Origin of the sequence: Acinetobacter calcoaceticus (assembly GCF_051947995.1) — a bacterium.
Lineage (GTDB): Bacteria > Pseudomonadota > Gammaproteobacteria > Pseudomonadales > Moraxellaceae > Acinetobacter.
The window spans coordinates 34,900-57,423 of sequence record NZ_JBLVVH010000002.1; the positions used below are offsets into that span (position 1 = coordinate 34,900).

Annotated in this window: 21 protein-coding genes, 3 tRNA genes and 1 pseudogene; 17 read left to right on the forward strand and 8 right to left on the reverse strand. The window is 44.6% G+C overall.

What is annotated here, in order from left to right; all coding sequences use genetic code 11:
- The first annotated feature begins 9 nt into the window (after nucleotides 1-9).
- The 5 genes and pseudogenes from lpxO to pgsA all read left to right on the forward strand — a co-directional run bounded on the left by lpxO (nucleotide 10) and on the right by pgsA (nucleotide 4,921).
- Nucleotides 10-924, forward strand: a complete 915-nt coding sequence (lpxO, locus tag ACNQO6_RS03275; RefSeq protein WP_440208087.1) for a lipid A hydroxylase LpxO — start codon at nucleotides 10-12, stop codon at nucleotides 922-924.
- 133 nt (nucleotides 925-1,057) lie between these two features.
- Nucleotides 1,058-1,437, forward strand: a pseudogene (locus tag ACNQO6_RS03280) (PH domain-containing protein).
- A gap of 91 nt (nucleotides 1,438-1,528) precedes the next feature.
- Complete coding sequence (gene uvrC, locus ACNQO6_RS03285) at nucleotides 1,529-3,328, forward strand: excinuclease ABC subunit UvrC (RefSeq protein WP_440208359.1); 1,800 nt, start codon at nucleotides 1,529-1,531, stop codon at nucleotides 3,326-3,328.
- 104 nt (nucleotides 3,329-3,432) lie between these two features.
- Nucleotides 3,433-4,230 carry a thioesterase family protein gene (locus ACNQO6_RS03290; RefSeq protein WP_440208360.1) on the forward strand — a complete coding sequence of 266 codons (798 nt, stop codon included), beginning with the start codon at nucleotides 3,433-3,435 and terminating at the stop codon, nucleotides 4,228-4,230.
- A 103-nt stretch (nucleotides 4,231-4,333) separates the two neighbouring features.
- Nucleotides 4,334-4,921: a CDP-diacylglycerol--glycerol-3-phosphate 3-phosphatidyltransferase gene (pgsA, locus tag ACNQO6_RS03295; protein WP_005255491.1), complete on the forward strand. Its 588-nt coding sequence runs from the start codon at nucleotides 4,334-4,336 to the stop codon at nucleotides 4,919-4,921.
- 211 nt (nucleotides 4,922-5,132) lie between these two features.
- Here pgsA and ACNQO6_RS03300 read toward each other — a convergent pair whose 3' ends face one another.
- Complete coding sequence (locus ACNQO6_RS03300) at nucleotides 5,133-5,912, reverse strand: IclR family transcriptional regulator (RefSeq protein WP_343578500.1); 780 nt, start codon at nucleotides 5,910-5,912, stop codon at nucleotides 5,133-5,135.
- A gap of 434 nt (nucleotides 5,913-6,346) precedes the next feature.
- Here ACNQO6_RS03300 and ACNQO6_RS03305 point away from each other — a divergent pair, with 434 nt between their 5' ends.
- The 3 genes from ACNQO6_RS03305 to ACNQO6_RS03315 all read left to right on the forward strand — a co-directional run bounded on the left by ACNQO6_RS03305 (nucleotide 6,347) and on the right by ACNQO6_RS03315 (nucleotide 9,704).
- Entirely contained in the window at nucleotides 6,347-8,440 is a 2,094-nt protein-coding gene (locus ACNQO6_RS03305; protein WP_440208088.1) for an FUSC family protein, read from the forward strand.
- Entirely contained in the window at nucleotides 8,433-8,639 is a 207-nt protein-coding gene (locus tag ACNQO6_RS03310; protein ID WP_005226435.1) for a DUF1656 domain-containing protein, read from the forward strand. The genes ACNQO6_RS03305 and ACNQO6_RS03310 overlap by 8 nt, the downstream gene beginning before the upstream one ends.
- Nucleotides 8,640-8,702: 63 nt before the next feature.
- A complete protein-coding gene (locus ACNQO6_RS03315; protein WP_440208089.1) occupies nucleotides 8,703-9,704 on the forward strand; it encodes an HlyD family secretion protein in 1,002 nt (333 codons plus the stop codon).
- Nucleotides 9,705-9,797: 93 nt separating this feature from the next.
- On the opposite strand, the gene ruvX is transcribed toward ACNQO6_RS03315, so the two are convergent.
- The 3 genes from ruvX to recN all read right to left on the reverse strand — a co-directional run bounded on the left by ruvX (nucleotide 9,798) and on the right by recN (nucleotide 12,564).
- On the reverse strand, nucleotides 9,798-10,241 hold the full coding sequence (ruvX, locus tag ACNQO6_RS03320; protein ID WP_005226437.1) for a Holliday junction resolvase RuvX: 444 nt from the start codon (nucleotides 10,239-10,241) through the stop codon (nucleotides 9,798-9,800).
- Nucleotides 10,234-10,788: a YqgE/AlgH family protein gene (locus tag ACNQO6_RS03325; RefSeq protein ID WP_004774079.1), complete on the reverse strand. Its 555-nt coding sequence runs from the start codon at nucleotides 10,786-10,788 to the stop codon at nucleotides 10,234-10,236. The genes ruvX and ACNQO6_RS03325 overlap by 8 nt, the downstream gene beginning before the upstream one ends.
- Nucleotides 10,789-10,902: 114 nt before the next feature.
- On the reverse strand, nucleotides 10,903-12,564 hold the full coding sequence (gene recN / locus ACNQO6_RS03330; protein ID WP_440208090.1) for a DNA repair protein RecN: 1,662 nt from the start codon (nucleotides 12,562-12,564) through the stop codon (nucleotides 10,903-10,905).
- Nucleotides 12,565-13,213: 649 nt separating this feature from the next.
- Here recN and ACNQO6_RS03335 point away from each other — a divergent pair.
- The 3 genes from ACNQO6_RS03335 to ACNQO6_RS03345 all read left to right on the forward strand — a co-directional run bounded on the left by ACNQO6_RS03335 (nucleotide 13,214) and on the right by ACNQO6_RS03345 (nucleotide 15,423).
- Complete coding sequence (locus ACNQO6_RS03335; RefSeq protein ID WP_004774082.1) at nucleotides 13,214-13,540, forward strand: pyrimidine/purine nucleoside phosphorylase; 327 nt, start codon at nucleotides 13,214-13,216, stop codon at nucleotides 13,538-13,540.
- A gap of 193 nt (nucleotides 13,541-13,733) precedes the next feature.
- Nucleotides 13,734-14,480 carry a 23S rRNA (guanosine(2251)-2'-O)-methyltransferase RlmB gene (rlmB, locus tag ACNQO6_RS03340; protein WP_440208091.1) on the forward strand — a complete coding sequence of 249 codons (747 nt, stop codon included), beginning with the start codon at nucleotides 13,734-13,736 and terminating at the stop codon, nucleotides 14,478-14,480.
- A gap of 31 nt (nucleotides 14,481-14,511) precedes the next feature.
- Nucleotides 14,512-15,423 carry a DMT family transporter gene (locus tag ACNQO6_RS03345; RefSeq protein ID WP_440208092.1) on the forward strand — a complete coding sequence of 304 codons (912 nt, stop codon included), beginning with the start codon at nucleotides 14,512-14,514 and terminating at the stop codon, nucleotides 15,421-15,423.
- On the opposite strand, the gene coaE is transcribed toward ACNQO6_RS03345, so the two are convergent.
- Genes coaE through pilB form a run of 4 tightly spaced genes read right to left on the reverse strand, consistent with a single transcriptional unit; the run spans nucleotide 15,420 to nucleotide 19,866 of the window.
- A complete protein-coding gene (gene coaE / locus ACNQO6_RS03350) occupies nucleotides 15,420-16,025 on the reverse strand; it encodes a dephospho-CoA kinase (RefSeq protein WP_440208093.1) in 606 nt (201 codons plus the stop codon). The two genes, ACNQO6_RS03345 and coaE, sit on opposite strands and share 4 nt — an antisense overlap.
- Before the next feature lies 1 nt (nucleotide 16,026).
- Complete coding sequence (locus ACNQO6_RS03355; protein ID WP_440208094.1) at nucleotides 16,027-16,887, reverse strand: prepilin peptidase; 861 nt, start codon at nucleotides 16,885-16,887, stop codon at nucleotides 16,027-16,029.
- Nucleotides 16,888-16,899: 12 nt separating this feature from the next.
- Nucleotides 16,900-18,129, reverse strand: coding sequence for a type II secretion system F family protein (locus tag ACNQO6_RS03360; RefSeq protein ID WP_440208095.1), 1,230 nt, complete (start codon nucleotides 18,127-18,129; stop codon nucleotides 16,900-16,902).
- A 24-nt stretch (nucleotides 18,130-18,153) separates the two neighbouring features.
- A complete protein-coding gene (gene pilB / locus ACNQO6_RS03365; RefSeq protein ID WP_440208096.1) occupies nucleotides 18,154-19,866 on the reverse strand; it encodes a type IV-A pilus assembly ATPase PilB in 1,713 nt (570 codons plus the stop codon).
- A gap of 372 nt (nucleotides 19,867-20,238) precedes the next feature.
- Between pilB and tpiA the strand changes: the two genes are divergently transcribed.
- From tpiA to rimP, 6 genes are all read left to right on the forward strand, one after another.
- Nucleotides 20,239-21,030 (forward strand): triose-phosphate isomerase, encoded by a 792-nt coding sequence (tpiA, locus tag ACNQO6_RS03370; protein ID WP_440208097.1) that lies wholly within the window; start codon nucleotides 20,239-20,241, stop codon nucleotides 21,028-21,030.
- Nucleotides 21,031-21,042: 12 nt separating this feature from the next.
- On the forward strand, nucleotides 21,043-21,372 hold the full coding sequence (gene secG, locus ACNQO6_RS03375) for a preprotein translocase subunit SecG (RefSeq protein ID WP_005226447.1): 330 nt from the start codon (nucleotides 21,043-21,045) through the stop codon (nucleotides 21,370-21,372).
- A 56-nt stretch (nucleotides 21,373-21,428) separates the two neighbouring features.
- Nucleotides 21,429-21,513: transfer RNA gene (locus tag ACNQO6_RS03380), tRNA-Leu, on the forward strand.
- A gap of 45 nt (nucleotides 21,514-21,558) precedes the next feature.
- Nucleotides 21,559-21,635, forward strand: a tRNA-Met gene (locus tag ACNQO6_RS03385).
- 88 nt (nucleotides 21,636-21,723) lie between these two features.
- Nucleotides 21,724-21,800 (forward strand) — tRNA-Met (locus ACNQO6_RS03390).
- A 199-nt stretch (nucleotides 21,801-21,999) separates the two neighbouring features.
- Nucleotides 22,000-22,524 (forward strand): ribosome maturation factor RimP, encoded by a 525-nt coding sequence (gene rimP / locus ACNQO6_RS03395; protein WP_440208098.1) that lies wholly within the window; start codon nucleotides 22,000-22,002, stop codon nucleotides 22,522-22,524.

Genomic DNA, 22,524 nt, shown 5'->3' on the forward strand with positions numbered 1-22,524 from the left:
CAATAGTCTATGATTAAGTGGATCATATTAGCGATTTTTATCATTTCTGCATTGTATATCCAGCGTCGTGGGAAAGTGAAACATTCGTTTTATCGTCAATTCTTTGACCATTCGACGATTCTCGCGCCGATTAACTTTCTGATGTACATGTTTTCCAAAGTGCCGAATCAGCCGTATATCGACACCCAGCATTTTAAGGATTTAAAAATCCTGGATGAAAACTGGGAAATGATTCGTGATGAAGCTAAAGCCTTGTATGACAAAGGTGGAATTAAAGCATCAAGTACTTATGATGACTTGGGCTTTAACTCGTTCTTTAAAACGGGCTGGAAACGTTTTTATTTGAAATGGTATGACTCTGCACATCCATCAGCAGCTGAGCTTTGCCCAAAAACTACGGCTTTATTAAAAACGTTGCCAACAATTAAAGCCGCCATGTTTACTGAACTCGCACCCGATAGCCGTCTGGTACGTCACCGTGATCCTTATGCAGGTTCATTACGTTACCATTTGGGCTTAATCACACCAAATGATGACCGCTGCTTTATTGATGTGGATGGTGAACGTTATTCTTGGCGTGATGGCGAAAGTGTCGTCTTCGATGAAACCTATATCCACTATGCTGAAAATACGACCGATCAAAACCGTATTATCTTCTTTGCCGATGTTGAGCGTCCATTAAAGACACATTTTATGGAAAAGTTTAATCACTGGTTTGGCAAAAAAGTGATGACGGCGGCGAGTTCACCCAATGAAGCGGGTGACCAGACAGGTGGTTTAAACAAAGCCTTTGGTTATATTTACCAAATCCGAATTAAAGCCAAAGCCTTGAAGAAGTCGAACCGTTCGCTGTACTACTTTTTGAAGTGGTTCATTATGCTAGGTTTGTTCTTCCTTATTTTTATTCGTCCTTATGTATTTTAAGTTCGAATTAAATCAACGCCCGTAAGGGCGTTTTTTTATGGGGGATTGCGATAAGATATTTTGAATCCATCAATATTATTTGGAAGCTCATATGCAAGTATTCCGTTCCAAAATCGACTGGTGATTTTGGGGTATCGTGATCGCAACCTCAGGCTTATTGCTGCAATTTTTGTGGACCATGTATATCAAGAGAACGATGCAGGAATATCCTGAACATGCACTACTTTATGTTTTAACTATTGCATTGTTATGGTGGCCAATTCTAAATACACGCTATATCGTGACAGAACAGCACTTAGTGATTCATTCAATGTTATTTAAGTGGCAGATCAACAGGTCAGACATTACCAAAATCTCAGAAAGTCATAACATCATTTCATCTGCTGCCTTATCTTTGGATCGTTTACGCATCGATTATCAGAAAATGGTGTGATAAGTCATATTCTGATTTCACCTAAAGATAAAGATGTTTTTTGCAAGGCACTTCATAAAACACCTTCAACCTCTAGATAAGCGTTTTACTTACAGGATATTCACATTTAAAACTTGAAAAAATCTGAGCAAGCATCACATCATGGGGGTAAACAGAGAAAACAGGCCTGCCGTGAACCCAAACGCTCGAGAACACATTGAAAAAATATTGGCGCATATGACCCAATTACCCGGTGTTTATAAAATGCTGGGTAAAGACGGTGAACTGCTATATGTGGGCAAAGCCAAAAACCTGAAAAACCGTGTCTCGAGCTACTTTGTAAAAACCATTGATCATCCGAAAACACAGGCTTTGGTGGCCCGTATTTATGATATTGAGTCGCTAGTGGTGCGCTCAGAAACGGAAGCATTATTACTCGAACAGAACCTGATTAAACTGCATCGTCCGCCCTACAATATTATGTTGCGGGATGATAAGTCTTATGTCTATATCTTTGTGTCTGCTGACAAACCCTATCCACGAATCGCCAGTGGGCGAGGCAAGGGCAAGCACCAGATTGGCAAGTTCTTTGGGCCTTATCCAAGTGCCTATAGTGCCAGAGATACCTTACTGGTTTTACAAAAATTATTTAATGTACGTCAGTGTGAAAACAGCTATTTTTCACAACGCAAACGCCCGTGTCTGCAATACCAGATTAAACGATGTACTGCGCCGTGTGTGGGTCTGATTAGCCCTGAAGATTATAAAGAAGATGTCGATAACTCGATCCGCTTCTTGCAAGGCGATACCAAAGAGCTGAATCAGGAACTGATCAGCAAAATGGAGCAGGCGGCAGAAGCGCTGGAATTTGAGAAAGCCGTGTTCTATCGCGATCGTTTAGGCTTATTGCGTGAAGTTCAGGCCCAGCAAGCGGTGTTTAAAATTAAGGGTGAGGCCGATATTCTGGCGATTGCCTATCAGGCAGGGGTAACTTGTGTCCAGATCATGCATGTGCGTAATGGACGGATGCTGGGCGGTAAAAGTTATTTCCCGGATATGCTGAGTGATGACTTGGGGCAGATGCTCAGTGATTTTATGGCGAATTTTTATTTTCAGGTGGCTGATGAAGTGCCGTCTGAACTGATTGTGAACATCGACATTCCTGACAAGGTTCAACTGGAAGAGGCGTTACAGCAAAGCTTTCATAAAAAGGTTCAGATCAAGCATAAAGTGCGTGAAACCCGGGCGGAATGGCTTGAGCTGGCGCAAATGAATGTCCAGCATGCGATTAAAGGTAAGTTGAGCAGTCATCTGGAACTGAATGAGCGTTTTCATCAACTAGAACAGGTAGTTGGCCGCCCGGTTGACCGGATTGAATGTTTTGATATCAGTCATACCATGGGCGAAGCACCGATTGCTTCTTGTGTGGTGTTCGATCAGGGCGGTGCCAGAAAACGTGATTATCGCCAGTTTGCCATTCAGGATATTACCGGTGGGGATGATTATGCAGCCATGCGTCAAGCGCTGATCCGTCGTTATAAAAAGAATATGCTGCCCGACTTACTATTGATTGACGGCGGTAAAGGGCAGTTGCATATGGCGATGGAGGTGATGCAGGAGCTACAGCTGGATGCCTTTATGATTGGGGTGTCTAAAGGTGAAGGGCGTAAGCCAGGGTTGGAAACCCTGCATTTTACTGATGGCACCAAGATCCAATTACCCGAAGATCATAAAGCCTTACATCTGATTCAACAGGTTCGTGATGAAGCCCATCGTTTTGCGATTACCAAACATCGCGCCAAGCGCGATAAACGTCGCAGCAGCTCGGTACTGGAAGCAATTCCTGGTTTGGGACCCAAACGTAGACGTGATCTGCTCACCCATTTTGGTGGCATTCAGGGGGTATTGAAAGCCTCTGAAAAAGAGTTGATGCTGGTTCCGGGTCTAGGTGAAGTGATGGCGCGAACAATTTATAAAATCTTGCATGAATAATAGGATCAATTGACTCAATCGTCCTGACACGGTTGTAGCAATGATCATTCACAAATCACGAAAAACGTTCAAAGATAGGATGTTTTGATCATGAAGGAAAAATGATGTCATTGCTTCCACTCTATCAGCAGGTTGAACAACAACAGTGGATTGATATCCCGTCAGGCTGGCTGCAAGGCCGTACCGTGTTTGGTGGACTGGTCGCAGGCATCCTGATCCAGAAAGCTTTAAGTATTGTGCAAGATGCAGCAAAGCAACTGCTCAGCTGTAATATCACGTTTGTGGGGCCTGTACAGCAGGGACAAGCAAAAATTACCGCGGAAGTCTTACGTGAAGGCAAGTCGGTGACTACGCTGGAAGTGAGATTGTGGCAAAACGAGGCTGTACAAAGTATCTTGATTGCCAGCTTCGGTTCAGCACGTGAATCCCGAATTCATGTCGAAAATTTGCCGCAGGTGCCTGATTATCCAACACCAGAGCAACTCGATAAAACCTTTTATGTTGAAGGCTTAATGCCTGAATGTTTACAGCATTTCGAACTGTGCTGGGCTGAAGGCAGCTATCCAATAGCAGGCAGTAAAGTGCCTGATTTCGGTGGATGGAGCCGTTTTTCACCCGATTTGCATCAGAACCGTGCCCTGCAGCTCCCTGATCTGTTTGCCTTGATGGATGTGTGGCCACCTGGCGTATTACCGATGTTTAAAACACCTGCACCCGCCAGTTCATTATCATGGCAAATTACTTATTTACATCCGGTGGCGGAGCAGGTGCAAGACTGGTTTAAATATAAAGTTGTGACCGAGTATGCAGAACATGGTTATTCCACCGAATATGCCTATCTGTGGAACCGTGAAAACCGTTTAATTGCGGTGCTTAGACAAACAGTTGCCGTTTTTGCCTAGTCGACACTGCGGTGCATTTCGTATAAAGTTGCCTACACATGAATACAATCTCAGCACATCCTTTGTGCAAACTGCATTTGATGCGAACAACATGGCGGTGTTTATGAGCACAGGGCAAATCCTGAACATTCCTAATATCTTAACCTTGGCACGTATTGCCCTGATTCCCGTGTTTTTGGTGATTGCTTACTGGCCACCAGCAATTGGAATTGCTGAGCATCATGGGGGAATGATGCGCCATATGGTACTGACGGCGATCTTTGTTCTGGCGGCAGTCACCGACTGGTTCGATGGTTATCTGGCAAGAACACTGAACCAGACCTCGGCCTTTGGGCGTTTTCTTGATCCAGTGGCAGACAAGTTAATGGTTGCAGCGGCCCTGATCGTTCTGGTGCAGTGGCAACCGACCATTTCCATGGCTTTTGCCGCAATTGTGATTATTTCCCGCGAGATTACCGTTTCTGCCTTACGTGAATGGATGGCAGAACTTGGGGCACGTACCAGTGTTGCAGTTTCAACGGTCGGAAAATATAAGACGGCTTTTCAGATGATCGCGATCAGTGTGTTCCTGTTGAACTGGAAACCGCTAGAAATCTGGGCCTATGCCTTGCTGTATGCTGCCGTGATTCTAACCTTATGGTCGATGTTTATTTATATGAAAGCGGCCTGGCCGTATTTAAAACAGCCCTAAGCCCTAGTTGAATACCAAAAAGCCTTCGATTGAGAGGGCTTTTTTATTGCCTGATGGATGGCGAGACAAGAAAAAAGCCCATAACAACGATGAGCTTAGTTCTCTGAGGAAAGTCATGCTCTTTTGGGAGAGTATGCTGAAGAACATAATCATCATATGAGAATTTGTTGCTATTTACAACCATGTAAAATGTAAATGTTTTTTAATATTCTCAAATTTGATTATTCTGATTTTCAGAAAGCGTGGCAAATTTATGCTCGATTTGAGAAGCATTGCTTTGTAGGATTTCGATGAGTTTTTGAATATTCAGAAAATCAAAGCGGTTCTTTGAGGCAACCAGGGTCAAGGCGATCGGGGCTTCTTTAGTTGAAAAGCGGATCGGCACCGAAAGACCACAGACCATTGGGTCAATTTCACCTTGTGATAAATAGAAGCCTTGTTTTTTAATTTTTCGCATCTGCTGCATAAATTCATCGGCATTATTGGCAAAACCTACTTGCGCCAGTTCCTGGGTAAACTGCTGATAATAAGCCTGAATCCGTTGTTTGGTTAGATGTGCAATCACAATTTTAGGGGAAGCGCCCACATAGACTGGTCGTGGGCATCCTCGACCATAGGAAATTAATTCAGCTTCCTTAAAGGTTTCGTGATGCAGATCGATACAGTAATCATGATTTAGATAAGTAAGTAAGCAGCATAGCTCGGTACGTTCTACGATATCACGCATAAACGGAATACTGATCTGAATCAGAGGATCAGTACTATGCGAAATATAATCGAGTACCGCAATTTTAGAGCCAAGGGTATAGTCACCCGAGGTGCCACTAATCCGCTTGAGAATATCGGCAGAAACCAGCTCTTTTAAATAACGATAGGCAGTGGGTTTGGAGAGACCAAGCTCATCACAAATGATATCGACATTGATAATCGGACGTGAAACTGAAAATAAATCCAGCACGGTGAGAATTTTACCAAAACTCGAAATTGCCATGATGCGTTGTCTACTCCTTGCCAAATAACGTGAAAACCGAACTTTTACTGCTTTATAACAGAAAAGACTTAAGTGGTGTATGGGATTTTAAAATTGCTCTTCTCCGATGAGGAAATAGAAGCTAATGCTGAGAAAACTTTAAAATATTAGATCCATTATTCTAAATTAAAATTAAAAATTATCAAATAGTGATAATTTATGTTGACTAATTCACTTTGTTTTGAAAAAATTAGCACCACAATGTCTTATTTGGATAATTATTTTTAGGGAAATCTCTCTAAACATACCAAGCACAAGCATTGTATATCACTCCCAATATCCAGTTTTATTCCTATCGATTGCCCTGATTTGAATTCTTCAGATCAGTCTGGACAAGTCGTCACATATTTATTGATGTGATGAGGATGAAACTGACTCTAAATTGAGACATGTTCATGCTATTTAAACAGTTGTTGGCTTTTAGACCGAGTCGACTCGACATCATCTTTGCGTGCAAAACATTTGTAGCGGGAATGCTGGCATTGTTTATCTCGTTTGAACTGGACCTGATCAATCCGATGTGGTCGATTGGTACCGTACTGATTATTGCCAATCCATATTCAGGAATGGTGTCTTCTAAATGTGTGTATCGTTTAGTGGGAACGGTTGCGGGGGCAATCATTGCCTTATTGCTAACACCGCATTTTATTAATACGCCGTGGCTATTTACCATTATCCTGTCTTTATGGGTCGGTTTTGCCTTGTATGTGTCCTTACTTGACCGCACACCGCGCAGTTATGTGTTCATGCTGGCGGGTTATTCCACGGCAATGATTGTCTATAACGCGATTACTTATATCGATACCTATAATATTTTTGATATTGCCATGGCACGGGTGCTGGAAATTTCTATTGGGGTGGTGGCCACCGCCGTGGTCTCAGCCACCTTTTTTCCGGTCCATGTCGGGGCCATGATCAAGCAGCGTGTCAATAAAACCCTGAATGATCTGGAAAATACCTTTGAGCGTTTGATTACCGCGCAGAAAGAACCAGAAAACTATACCCAGGTTTTATCGGTCATTACCCGCGATGCTTCCGATATTCATGCCTTGGCCGTGCATCTAGCTTATGAAAAAGGTGAGCTCAATGGCATGACCAAACCCTTGCAGGAAATGCTGCATCAGGTGTCTTTGGTGGTAGCGAATCTGGTGGCTTTGTCGCAACGGGTGAAACAGCTCGGGCAAATGCAATTGACCAGTTTGACCCCGCATTTAGATCGGCTTCGTCAGGATACTTTACGTTTTTTAAAGCAAGAACGGGGTTTAACACCAGCAGATTTACACACATTGCCTGATAGCTTTGAACAGGACTTTGCTGAGTTGATGTCGATTGCAACGCCTGAACAGCAAATTGTACTGGCAGCCTTGAAAATGGATGTGCGTCATTTTATTGCCAATATGCTGGCGGTAAAACTGATCTGGCAACAGATCCAGCAGGGTAAAAAAGACATACCCGCTGAAATTACCTCGATTACTACCAAGTATCCGAGTTTGCACCGCGATCATGGTATTGCCATTCGTGGCGGCATTAGTGCCGTGCTAATCACGTTTATTGTTACCGGTGCCTGGATTTTATCAGGCTGGAAAGCGGGTTTTATGATGGCGCAAATGGGTGCCATTACGGCCTGTATCCTGACCGCTCTGGATAATCCGGTGCCAGTACTCCGCATCTTTATCTGGGGCAGTATCGTTTCGGCAGGACTCGTATTTTTATACGCCTTTGGTATCTTCCCGCACGTCACTCACTTCTGGCAGTTGGCACTGGTATTGTTCCCAGTGTTTCTGGTGGCCGTGACCATGATGGCAAACCAGATGCTGATGCCAATTGGTATGGTCCTGGGCATTAACACCATGATGGGTTTGAACTTGCATAATCAGTACAGCATGGATGCCGTGTCTTATCTGGACAGTTCCTTTGCCATGGTCCTAGGGGTGATGGTGTCACTGATTGTGATTGATCTGGTACGAGCCGTTTCTCCGGATACCAGTGCGACACGGATTCTGGCCTTGCATTATCAGGCCATGCGACAGGCATTACATCTGTCTTACGGTAGTGACTTCAAGATTCATTTACGCAGCATGCTGGATCGTGTCGGTGTATTGAATACCAAGATGGTACAAAATCCAGAAATTAAAACAGCGATTCAAAATGCTTTGGTGGAAAGTAGCTCGATTGTGGATCTGGTGCGTTTACAGGAAATTAGCCAGAAATTGCCACAACTGCCAGAACTGCAACAAGAAGTGAATGCGTTGCAACAGCAGCTTACAACGTATTTTCAAACCCAAGAGAAGCAACTGTCGATCCATCATTTTCCAGCAGATATCGTACAGCAAATCGTGCGTTTGCAGCGTATTGCACCACAGATTGAAGATGCTCAATTACGTCAACGACTACTGATTTCGCTGAATAATATCTGCGAAAGCATTGGTCATATTTCCACAGAACAGCGCTATTCAGACATGTATGGCTTAGGTATATCTCATGGGTGAACTTAATCTTTATGGCATTTATATTCCGATTCTTTTGGTACAGGCCATTATTGCCTATGTCTTGTTTAAGCTTGCAGGTCCATGGCTTGATCGGCTGATCAGTAAGGGCTGGATTGCACTGCCGAGTATTTTTAATTTGTGCTTTTACTTGGGACTCTTGTTGCTGGTGCACGGATTATTTGTATGGTTTTGGGCTTAAGTGTTTTGAATAACGCATCTATGAAATTTAATGATTTAAAGATAAATGGTAAAGGTAACGAACATGAATGCATTTGATGTGAGAAAAGTCATACGTCCAATTGTATTACTTGTGGCGGTTCTGATCGCAGTGTATACGGTGGTGCATTTATGGAATTACTACAATGCTGCCCCGTGGACACGGGATGGCCGTATTCGTGGCGATGTGATTCAGGTAGCCTCCGATGTCAATGGGCTGGTTACCGAAGTGCTGGTACAGGACAACCAGACGGTGAAAAAGGGGCAGGTGCTGTTTAAAATCGATGTAGCACGTCAGGCGCTGGATGTGGAACAGGCCAAATCGGATTTAGCCAAAGCCAGAGCTGGTTTGGCACAGGCACATGCCAATCTGGCAGGAGCCAAAGCCAGTCTGGTCAAAACTGAAGCCAATATGAAACTGGCGGAGAAAAATGCCGCGCGTTATGCCAGCTTGATGGATGGTGCCATTTCCAAGCAAGAACAGGATCAAGTCTTTGCGACACGTGATCAAGCGATTGCAGAGAAAGAGCAACTGACTGCCAATATCGAACAGGCCAATGCTGCGATCCAGCAACAACAGGCCTTGATTGAGGTGGCCAATAGTACGCTGCATTTGGCCCAGTTGAATTTGCATCGTTCTGAAGTGGTTGCACCTGCGGATGGAACCTTATCGAACTTTGACTTACGTGTCGGTAACTATGTCAAGGTTGGGCAAGCCGTGGCGGCATTGTTAGACCGTCAGCAACTTTATGTGGTCGGTTATTTTGAAGAAACCAAACTCAACCGTATTCATGTCGGTGATGCTGCAACGGTACAGCTGATGGGTGATCGTCAACAGATTCGTGGTCATGTGCAGGGGATCGCTTCAGGGATTGAAGACCGTGAGCGTTCTGGCAGTTCAAATTTATTGGCGAATGTGAATCCAACCTTTAGCTGGGTACGTCTGGCGCAGCGTGTACCCGTAAAAATTGTACTGGATGAGCAACCGCATAATCCCTTGGCCTTTGTATCTGGGCGTACCGCGACCGTGAGAATTATTGAAAAATAATCCATGCGGTTCCCAAGTGGTCTAATTCATTCAAGAATGAGACAACAAAAAGCGGCATGGAACGCCGCTCAATGGTAAAAATGATGGTTTTCGCTAAGGGGTAATCCCGGCAGGATCGCGATACCAGCTTTGAATTAATAATGCAGCGGCAAAGCTATCTGCAGATAAACGCTTGGCCTGACCTTTGCTCTGATAAGATTCGAGTTCTTCTCTGGCTTCACGCGTGGTCAGACGTTCATCTACCATCCAGGTTTGGATATTGGTTTGATGACGTAAACGACGGGCGAATTTCCGTGCACGTGCCGACAGTTCAGATTCAGAGTCATCCATATTCAGCGGTAAGCCCACCAAAAATAAGGTCGGTTGCCATTCCTTGACGATTTTTAACAGTTTATCCCAGTCTGGAATACCATCTTTCATGGCAAATAAAGGCAGGGGATTGCTACTTTCAATCGTGGATTGTCCAATCGCCATCCCCATTTTCTGCGTACCAAAATCAAAGGCCATAATCGATTGAGCTGTTTGCATATCAGGCATGACCAATCTCGGATGCAAACCAGGTGCGATCTACGCCAATTTTTTTGTATGCCGCATCCCAACGGTCACCATAAGGCAGATTGAAAATCAGATCCATATCCGACTCACAGATCAGCCAGTCACCGCGGGTAATTTCTTCTTCCAGCTGGTTTTTGCTCCAGCTGGCATAACCCAAGGCGATTTGATAGCGACCCACCCCTTCATTATGCGCGATCGCGTCCAGAATATCCTTACTGGTGGTGATGCAGACGTTTTCGCCCACCGCAATAGAGGAGTGCCATGTCGGTTGACCGGTATGTAACACAAAACCTGCTTCCGGACGTAATGGACCACCCTGCAATACCGCATGCGGATGCACGTTATCGGCATCAATTTCTAAATCATTGAGTAATTCTTTGATCTGTAATTCAGATGGGCGATTGATGATAATGCCTTGAGCACCATCTTCGTCATGGCGAGCCACATAGATGACTGTATTGGCAAAGAAGTCATCGGCCATGTCGGGTGGAGCGATGAGACAACGGTGAGTTAGATATTGTTTCGTCACCTAGGCGGTTCTCCCTCAATGTATGATGTTGATCTGTGTATATAGGTTCTTTTTATCAACATACAAGAGTTAATCGGATTTCGCCAATTATTTTCTCATATTTTGTAGCTTTGCTCAGACAGACTGAAATTTTAGCTGTCGTAACTGTCTGGCATGTTGCAAAGTGGTCTCACTAATTTCAACGCCGCCCGACATGCGCGCCAGCTCTAAAATACGTTGCTCTTCACCCAGTTCGATAATGGTACTGCTGGCCGGATCCGTTTGTTGTTTCTTCACCAGCAGATGTTGGTCAGACTGTGCTGCAACCTGAGCCTGATGGGTGATACATAATAATTGGACATGCTGGGCGAGATCTGCCAGTAAGCGACCCACCACTTCAGCCGTCCCGCCACTGATCCCGACATCAATTTCGTCAAATACCAATACTTCAGCATCTGTCTTTTCCGCATTCATGACTTGCATGACCAGGGCAATACGTGACAACTCGCCCCCGGAAGCTACGCGTGCCAGCGGTTGAGGTGGAATGCCTTTATTGGCCGTAAATAGCAGCTGGATAAAGCTGAGTCCTTCTGCATTGGCAGGCTCTAAGGGTTCAAACTTAAATTCAAAATGCGCTTCAGGCAGTGCCAATGGTTTGACTTGTTCAGTGAGCTGTTTCGCTAATGGAATCGCTGCTGCACGACGAATGTCATCTAAATGCTGTGCTTTTTGCATAAAGTCCTGATAGGAGACTTCAACCTGCTCTGCCAGCGTTTCTGGATCTTCCAACTGATGTAGCTGTTCTAATTCGTGCTGCCAGCTTTCATATTCCTGCTTGAGTAATTCGGGTTGGGTGCGATGCTTGCGAGCCAAACGATGGAATACCTCCAACGTCGCATTCAGTTGTTCCATCCGCTCCGGATCAAAGCTTTGACGGTCAATAAATTGACGTAGGCTCGCCGTAGCATCATCGATTTCACTTTGGGCATTTAACAAAGCGTTATAGATATTGGCGAGCTGCTCACTACGGCCTGCATGAGACTCCAGGCGACGAATGATCGACGCGACTTCCTGGGTGATATTCTGTTCAGCTTCGTCTAAGACATTCAGGCTATAGCTACAGTCCTGCATGATATGTTCATGATGGCTGAGTCGATCAAACTCCTGTTCAATGTCCCGATAATCGGTTTGAACGACGTCTTCGAGTTCTTCAATCTGGGACTCGAGGTTCTGTATTTTCTGAATGCGTGTTGCCTGTGCATCCAACGCCGCTTGATGCTGGCGAATATTCTTTTGCCAGGTACTATAGGCTTCACGAACGGCATTCGAGGGTTCAGCAAAATTGTGATAACGATCCAGCCAGCGTTTTGGATAAGGCGGCTCTAATAACTGTTGCTGACTGTGCTGACTATAAAGTTGCACCAGTAAACGCCCGATTTCCTTGAGTTCGGCCAAACTGCTGGGACGACCATTGATCCAGGCCTTGCTACGACCTGTGGCAAAAATCACACGTCTTAAATGGATTTCACCTGAGTCATCATCCAGTTCATGTTCGGCGAGCCATTGGGCTTCGGCACTGCCAGCTTGATAGCTAAATACGGCAGTCACATCGGCTTTATCCGCGCCATAACGGACATAGTTGGTATCGGTACGTTCACCCAGACATGCAGAGAGCGCATCTAACAATAATGATTTGCCCGCGCCAGTTTCACCAGTCAACACATTGAAGCCTTGTTCAATATCTAAAGCCAAGTGGTCGGCGAGTGCAAAATTAATTAAAGTTAAATGGGTGAGCATAAACGCATCCAATGCACAGAATCTTTTGCTTAAAGATAGAGAAGTTTTAAAGTTGCTACAAGAGTTGAATCGTGGATTTTCCTGATTTACTGGGCGTATACAGGATTATTTTATGATGTGTTTGACTTCTTGGCTTTTTCTTCAACATTTATAGCGGGAGAGTTCAGGTTTTGCGTTGAGCAGATCCATTTGGTTTGTTCTACGCTAGGCACTGTATATCAGGCATAGATGGCGCAAGGTCTTGCGCTCGGGCAAAGTTTCACTTTGTTAATCCTAGCCACTCGTAGCAGAGCTACTCGTCTTGCGCTCGGACAAAGCGTTGCTTTATTTCCCCTTCACTCACAGCATATGAGCCATATATGGTTTAAAGACTTGTGCTCAGGTAAATATTATTAATGTTTGCTCTTCCTCGCCACTCGCAGCTTAGCTGCTCGACTTGCGCCCAGACAAAGCGTTGCTTTGTTAATCCTCGTCACTCGTAGCAGAGCTACTCGTCTTGCGCTCGGGCAAAGTTTCACTTTGCTTTTCCTCGCTCAGGTATGAAAATTGCTATGTTTAGCCCAGAAAATGGATTGATTAGTTGTCACGGCACAATTAAACTACGTCCAGCATAACCTAATATAAATGCGGCATTATTTGGAGAGTACGCATGAGTTCAGTGCAGTTTGATCATGTAACGGTCATCAAGAAATCGAATGTGTATTTTGGTGGGGCATGTATCAGCCATACAGTACAATTTGAAGATGGTACAAAAAAGACTTTAGGTGTAATTTTACCCACTGAACAGCCTTTAACTTTTGAAACACACGTGCCAGAGCGTATGGAAATTATTTCTGGTGAATGTCGTGTAAAAATCGCAGATAGTACAGAAAGTGAATTATTCCGCGCAGGTCAGTCATTCTATGTTCCTGGCAATAGTACCTTCCTGATTGAAGCAGACGATGTCCTCGATTATGTTTGTCATTTAGAAGGCTAACCTATTCCTTTCTAAATCGAGTACACTAGAGTCAATAGAAATCCTGTAAAGTCATTTTGCAGGATTTTTTTATTAAGTACTCTTGCGGAGCTATAATCGCTCCTCACCTGTAAAGTCACTTTGCAGGATTTTTATTTTTCAAAATTCCTAATTCTCTTTCTTAACAAAGAGGAAGTGCTAAACGAGGTCGTTCATGGCAAAACCTGAATATTATTATGGCGTTCATTCGGTGGAGTCATTGTTGGAGTTAGAGCCTGAACGCGTTTTGACTTTATTCACATTAAAAGGTCGAGATGACCAGCGTTTGCAAAAGATCTTGCAACTTGCCGAACCTTTCGGGATCAGCATCCAGAAAGCCAGTCGTGACAGTCTGGAAAAACTGGCAGGTTTACCCTTCCATCAAGGGGTAGTTGCCGCGGTCCGTCCACATCCGACCTTAAATGAAAAAGATCTGGATGAACTCATGCAGCAGTCACCAGATGCGTTGTTACTGGCGCTTGATCAGGTGACTGACCCACACAATCTTGGCGCGTGTATCCGTACCGCGGCAGCGATGGGGGTGCAGGCTGTGATTGTGCCGCGTGACCGTTCAGCTAGCCTGACGCCGACAGCGCGTAAGATTGCCGCAGGTGGGGCCGAGAAAGTTAAATTTATTCAAGTGACCAATCTGGCAAGAACCTTGGCACATCTGAAAGACAGCACGCATACCCGTGTAATTGGGACCATGCTGGATGAAAAAGCATTGCCGATTCATCAGTGTGATTTTAAAGGTCCTGTGGTGATCGTGATGGGTGCTGAAGATACCGGTTTAAGACCGATTACCCAGTCACAATGTGATCATACTGTTTATATTCCGATGTCGGGTGACCTGCAAAGTTTAAATGTCAGCGTGGCAACAGGGATGGCATTGTATGAAGCCTGCCGTCAACGTGGTGTATAATTTAAGCTCATATTGTTCCATGTAAGCCCAAATGACTGCTCGTACGCAAGGCTATTTCTTTGTCCTGATTACCATGTGTATTTGGGGCGGATTTACGATTTTTTCCCGCCTCAACGCACATTGGCATGTCAGTGTTTGGGATCTGGTAGCCATGCGTTTTGCCATTGCTTCCCTGATTTTATTACCCGTTTTGATTTATAAAAAAGATCTCGCTTTTTTATGGAATCCGCGACCCGTGATTTTGGCGCTGATTGGCGGACTGGTGTATTGCCTTACCGTATATAGTGCCTTTTTACATGCACCCGCCGCACATGCAGCCATTTTCCTGAATGGCTGTATTCCGCTGTGTACCGCCGTCGCTGCCTATGTCTTGTTTAGACAACCTTTTGATAAGCATACCTGGGTGAGCTTAATCATCATGATGAGTGCATTGCTGCTCATGAGCTATTTGATGCTGCATGATCAAGCCTCGGGATTGGGCATCGGGGATCTACTTCTATTTGTCAGTGCAATCTGGTGGGGGATTTTCACGGTTCTGCTGAAACAGTGGAAGCTCTCAGCCTGGCACGCAACTGCAGGTGTGGTGATCTGGTCTGCAATTATCTATCTCCCTATTTATCTTCTATTTATTCCCAAGCATTTTCATGAAGCAACGCCTGCACATTTATTGATTCAGGGACTTTTTCATGGGGTACTGGTGGTTATTGTGGCAACGCTGACTTATGTGGCGGCCATTGAGCGACTAGGGGCATTTAAAACAGGCAGTATTGTGACCTTGGCCCCCTTCATTGCTGCGCTTATTGCCGTGCCTTTACTCAATGAGCCATTGAATGCTGCGATTGTGTGTGGCCTGATCGGGATGGGAATCGGTGCATTGCAGCCATGGCGCTGGTTGCGTAAAGATAGTCTCGCTGCGCAGTTGGCCCGGCAGAAACAAGGTTAGAAAGCGTGTTCTGCGCGTTGTAAATAACTCAAATGCAATGGTTTCAGTTGCTGATGCAGATGCTCCAATAAACCGTCATTGATGACAATATCATTGGCAAGCTGTTGTTTTTGCGCACGGGGCATTTGTGCTGCAATGATTTTACGGATCTGTTCTTCGCTTTGCCCATCACGCTGACTGGCCCGTTGTAACTGGGTTTGTTCATCAGCATCTACCAGTAAAGTATGGTGTGTGAGTTGATGCTGGTTGGTTTCAAAAAGTAAGGGTGAAACCAAAATTACATAAGGGCTTTCAGCCTGTTGTAATTGTTGAATGATGGACTGGCGAATGGCAGGGTGGGTGATTTTTTCCAGCGTTTGTCGGGCTTCCGGAAACTGGAAAATATGTTCACGGAGTGCTCTGCGATCTAAATTGCCGTCTTCCAATAAGACCCAGTCGCCAAAGGCTTGCTGTATTGCCTGCAATGCAGGCTGGCCTGGCTCAACCACTTCTCTTGCGACGATATCCGCATCGACTACAGTAATACCTTGGGATTCAAACCATTGGGTTGCAGCCGATTTCCCACTACCAATGCCACCTGTAATCCCCAAGATAAAACCCATATTAACCCCCTAAATAAACTTTCATGATTTGATCACCCCATAAAAAGGCGATCCAGCCTGCAATTGCAATATAAGGACCAAATGCAAATGGCTGATTTTCACCACGCATTTTCATCAAAACAATACCAATAATTGCACCGACCATTGAAGAGAGTAGCACAATTAAAGGCAGCAGCATTGGCCCCATCCATGCACCTAAGGCGGCTAACAGTTTAAAGTCACCATAGCCCATGCCTTCTTTACCCGTGATTAATTTGAAAATGTAATACACGATCCAGAGACATAAAAAACCAATGATATAGCCCCAGATCGCCAGACTGGCCGAGGTATAAATGGCATAACTGTTAATTCCTAAACCTAAGGCGGCTAGGGGGAGGGTAAAGCGATCTGGCAGCAGTTGGGTGTCGAAATCAATAAAGGTTAGTGTGATCAAGACCCAGGTCAGTACTAAACCGAAGAGCATTTGCAGGGTTGGGCCATAGACTGCAACGACCACCAGAGAGCACAGCATGGTCAATAGTTCAATCAGTGGATAACGGATACTGATTGGATTGTGACAGCTTCCACATTTACCCCGCAGCGCTAACCAGCTAATAACAGGGATATTCTGGTACCAGCGAATAGGAGCGGCACACTTGGGACAAGTCGAAGCGGGTTGACTCAGTGTCAGTTTGCTTTGGTCAATTATCGGCTGTTCAGGATGCAGGAGCATTTGGCATTCCTGATGCCATTCCTGTTCCATCATTTGGGGTGTACGGAAGATGACCACATTTAAAAAGCTGCCAATACATAAACTAAAAAGCCCAACCGCAAGATACAGTGCAGTTGGGTTTCCGATAAAATAAGAAATTAAAGATTCCATTTAAACCCCAGATTACCCAACCACAGAACCCATTTGGAAGATTGGTAGATACATGGCAACAACCAGGCCACCGACTAAAATACCCAGTATAGCCATGATCAATGGTTCCATCATAGAGGTTAAACCATCTACTGCATTGTCGACTTCGTTTTCATAATGGGTGGCAACCTTATCCAGCATGCTGTCTAAAGCACCTGATTCTTCCCCAATTGCAACCATTTGAATGGCCATTGAAGGGAAGCGGTTCGAAACACGCATGGCGAACTGCAGTTGTTGGCCTGTGGCAACATCTTCGCGAATTTTCATGACAGCTTCTTCATAAATCACGTTATTGGTTGCTCCCGCAGTTGATTCTAATGCATCAATCAGTGGGACACCTGCGGCAAATGTTGTGGCCAAGGTGCGGCTGTAGCGCGCAATAATGGCTTTATAAACCAGATCGCCAAAAATAGGGGCTTTCAATGCCATTTTATCGAGCAGATCGCGGAACTTTTTACTACGTTTTTTGGCTTCCAGAAAGGCAGCAATAATGGCACCAATCACAATAATCAGGACAAACCAGTACTCTTGCATCCATTTGGACATGTTCACGACCATTTTGGTGAATGCTGGAAGATCTGCGCCAAAAGAGCTAAACAGGTCCTGGAATACCGGCACTACTTTGACCATCAAAATAATGGTCACAATTACAGCCACCACAATCACCGTAGCAGGATATTTCATGGCCTTTTTAATTTTCTGCTTGAGGAGCTCGCTTTTCTCTTTATAGATCGCAACGCGGTCTAACATGGTTTCCAGCGCACCCGACTGTTCACCAGACTCTACCAGCGAGCAGAACAGGTTATCAAAATACTGCGGATATTTTTTTAAGGCACCCGCAAACGTATTACCGCCTTCAACTTCGCCCTTGATTCCCAAGACCACTTCACGCATAGAGGGATTCTCCAAGCCTTCGGCAACGATTTCAAAGCCCTGTACCAGTGGTACACCCGCTTTCATCATGGTGGCCAATTGGCGGGTAAAAATCGTGATATCCAGCGTGGTCACTTTTTTCTTCATCAGGCCTTCAAGAATATTCTTGCGTTTTTCCCGAATGTTCTTGATGGTGACGCCTTGTTTACGTAAGGTGACTTTCGCCAAAGCCATATTACGTGCTGGTAATTCCCCTTTAATTTTTGCCCCTTTCCGGTCAACCCCTTCATAAGCAAAAGTTGGCATCATTTGCGCTTTTTTAGCTGCCATGATTATTAATCCTTTTTATTGATTTTATTCACTTGTCACGCGGTTAATTTCCTGCAAAGAGGTAATTCCCTGCATCACTTTTTTCAAACCTGAACGACGTAAATTACTAAAGCCTGCTTGCTCTGATGCGGCTGCAATCTGTAAAGCATTACCGTCTTCCATAATAATTCTGGAAATTTCTGGTGTGACTTTCATCACTTCATAAACACCGACACGGCCTTTATAACCTTCACGACATTCAGCGCAACCCACAGGTTGAAAAATTTTGAAATCAGGATCAGCCATATCCTGTTCAGTAAAGCCAAGCTCTAAAAGGCTTTGTTTTGGAATATCAATCGGTGTCTTACACTGAGAGCATAAGCGACGTGCCAAGCGTTGTGCAATCACCAGATTCACCGAAGTGGCAATGTTGAAGGACGGCACGCCCATATTGCGCAAACGGGTCAAGGTTTCAGGGGCACTGTTGGTATGCAGTGTTGACATGACCATATGGCCTGTCTGGGCCGCTTTAATGGCAATTTCTGCCGTTTCCAGATCCCGGATCTCACCGACCATGATGATGTCCGGATCTTGACGTAAGAATGCCTTTAAGGCAGCCGAGAAGGTGAGGCCGGTTTTGGGATTGACGTTGACCTGATTGATCCCTTCCAGATTGATTTCGACCGGATCTTCGGCAGTGGAAATATTGGTATCTTCAGTATTTAGAATATTGAGGCCAGTATATAAAGAAACTGTTTTACCCGAACCGGTCGGACCGGTAATCAGCAGCATGCCTTGAGGTTTATCCAGTGCCTCCATAAATAAGGCTTTTTGCTCATCTTCGTAACCCAGCGCTTCAATGCCGAGCATGGCGCTGGACGGATCAAGAATACGCAGCACCAGCTTCTCGCCAAACAGTGTCGGCAGTGAGTTGACACGGAAGTCAATCGCTTTGGTTTTCGAGAGTTTTAATTTAATACGGCCATCTTGAGGCATCCGCTTTTCTGAAATGTCCATTTGCGACATGACTTTCAAGCGAGAAGCTAACCGCGTTGCCATTTGTAAGGGTGGATTGGCAATTTGCCGCAGTACCCCATCGACCCGATAACGCACCCGATACATCTTTTCATACGGTTCAAAATGTAAATCGGATGCACCCATGCGAATCGCATCAATCAATAATTTATTGATATATTTAACAATTGGTGATTCGTCGCCTTGCGGTGCATCCTCTTCTTCTTGGTTTGAATCCTGGTTTACATCGATATCTAAATCAAAATCTTCACTCTCTCCAAAATCGAAACTTCCCGAATCACCAAATTGCTGTTCAATCAATTTTTCAAGTTTGATATGTTCAACAATGATCGGTTCAATATTGAGCTTGGTGTTAAAGCGAATTGCATCCAGTGCTTCAATGTTGGTGGGGTTGCTGGTGGCAACGTATAAGATCTGACCTCGTTGCAGCAGGGGAGCAACTCGGTGTTTCTGGATCAGTTTATTGTCTGCCAGATCGCGTGGTAACAAGGCAGTATCATAGACTGCCAGATCAAACAGCGGCTCACCAAACTCGGCTGCAATGGTTTCAGCAATGGTCAGTGGCGATAAACGATGATGTTCAATTAAGTGTGCGACGATGTCTTGTTGTGCTCTTTTAGCAGCATCAATCGCTGATTGCATGGTTGCTGCAGACAGATGACTGTCTTCAACTAACCGTCGAATAAACCCCGAAAACTTTGGAGACGTATGTAATCCTGACATCTGTCCGCCTTATGACAATAAATGTTTATAATATGTATCCTAAAAATTATACTTTTGTTATGCAAAAATGCCACTAGAGAAAGTGTCGTTTTTGGCTTGGTTCATCATTAAACTTTGAACTGATCGAGTTTTTTTACAAATTAATTTTATGTAATACGTTAATTTCTAAATTGCTTATACGCTTTTCCGTAGCTAGAAGCTTACTGTTTTCAATTAAATACACTAAGCCTGTGCGTCGCAGTGGACCGCCTATTTTAGCCGAGCTTAAATTTTAAATTGATTTAGATCTAAACAATAGAAAAAAACTGAATTTTATAAAAATCCGTGTAAAATATGCAGCATTTTTGAAAATTAACAGTAGGCGGGCGAAGGATGTCGAATTCGACCATTACCCCTTGGGTTGTTGGCAATTGGAAAATGAATCCAATGCATGCGAATGCTTTCCAACTAATAGAAGAATTTAAGCAGTTATTAGAGCAGGACAATATTTCTGCTGAGCAATGCCATATTGGTGTAGCCCCAACGAGCATTGCCCTGACTGGCGTTCATGCCCAGTTAAAAGATGCAGCCAGAGCCGTGTACACCGTGGCTCAGGATCTTTCGCGTGTGGCAGGCACGGGTGCTTACACAGGCGAAGTGAGTGCGGAACTGTTAAAAGATAGTCAGATTGAATATGTATTGATTGGACATTCTGAGCGCCGTGAATTATTCGGTGACAATGTCGAAATATTAAAAGCCAAGCTGCAAAATGCCTTAAGTGCTGGTTTAACCGTGATTTATTGTGTCGGTGAAAGTCTAGAGCAACGTGAGCAAGGGGCAGCCGAGCAAGTGGTATTACAACAAATTTGTGATATTGCAGCGGTGGTAAAAGCTGAACAATGGCAAAATATTGTGATAGCGTATGAACCGATTTGGGCTATCGGGACGGGTAAAACCGCGTCACCTGCAGATGCTCAGGCGATGCATGCAAAAATTCGTGAAGGCTTAAAGCAGATTACTGCATTTGGCGCACAGACTGCGATCTTGTATGGTGGTAGTGTGAAAGCTGAAAATGCGGTTGAATTGGCGGCATGTCCAGATATTAATGGTGCTTTGGTGGGCGGTGCATCTTTAAATGCGCAATCGTTTTACCAAATCGCAAAAGCATTTGCGCAAAGCAAATAACGAGGAATAGAGATGTATAGTTTTATACTCGTTGTACACATCATTCTAGCAATTTTGATTATTGCTCTGGTACTGGTACAACAAGGTAAAGGTGCAGAAGCAGGCGCATCATTTGGTGGTGGCGGTGCTGCAACCGTATTTGGTGCTTCAGGCGCAGGCAACTTTTTAACTCGTCTGACCGCGATTTTTACTGCACTGTTTTTTGTCACCAGTTTGACGCTCGCCGTATTTGCCAAGAAACAGACTACAGATGCCTATAGTTTGAAATCTGTTCAAACGACGACATCTGCGCCGGCAACATCGCCTGAAACTTCATCAAATGCACCTAAAACGGCTGAATAAGTCGATTTAGGACTTTCCTTTTCGTATTGAAAGGAATAGAATGCGTCCCACAAACTGCGGTGGTGGTGGAATTGGTAGACACGCTACCTTGAGGTGGTAGTGCTTTCGGGCGTGGGGGTTCAAGTCCCCCCTTCCGCACCAAACTTAATAACCAGTTAAGTTCGGTGTATGCAGTGTTTGTGTTGTTGCGGGATGGAGCAGTCTGGTAGCTCGTCGGGCTCATAACCCGAAGGTCGTTGGTTCAAATCCAGCTCCCGCTACCATTTGATTAAGGTGCAACTTAATCAGACGGATATGAAGAAAACTTAAATTGACTTTTTTTCATATTTGTATATAATTTTTGCACGTTGATGCGGGATGGAGCAGTCTGGTAGCTCGTCGGGCTCATAACCCGAAGGTCGTTGGTTCAAATCCAGCTCCCGCTACCAAGTTTCTAAAAAGAGGCTCACAATAAGGTGGGCCTTTTTGCACAGTGGGCTAAGCTTTTCTGTGTAACATAGGGGCGATTTACGCCCTTTTTTATTGGTTGTTTAGCTATCGTGTAGTTGTTCGACATCAATTGGTCAAATAGTCGTGCTTCACTATACGGTTAAGATTGATTGGCTCGTATAAGAGCGACGAGAGTACATGAAATTATCAAATAAATCACAAGCATTGCATGATCTTATTGCGCCAGCTGTAGCTGCGTGTGGTGTAGATCTGTGGGGGATTGAGTTCCTGCCACAAGGTAAGCGTTCTTTACTACGTATTTATATCGATAAAGCGGTAGATGAGAATGCTGAACCTGTCCTCAATGAAGATGGTGAAGTTGAACTCGGGCGTGGTATTGGCGTTCAGGATTGTGTTCTGGTAACACAACAAGTGGGTGCAATGCTTGATGTCCATGATCCAATTTCCGGTGAGTATGCTTTAGAAGTGTCATCACCAGGTTGGGATCGTCCATTTTTCCAACTTAATCAATTACCTGCCTATATCGGGCAACAAGTGGCTTTACGATTAATTGCTGCTGTCGAGAACCGTCGCAAATTTCAGGCAAAATTACTTGCTGTAGACTTGGAAAATGAAATGATTCAGGTCGAAGTTGAAGGTAATCATGTGCTTGAAATTGATAGTAATAATATTGATAAAGCAAATTTAATCTATCAAGACTAA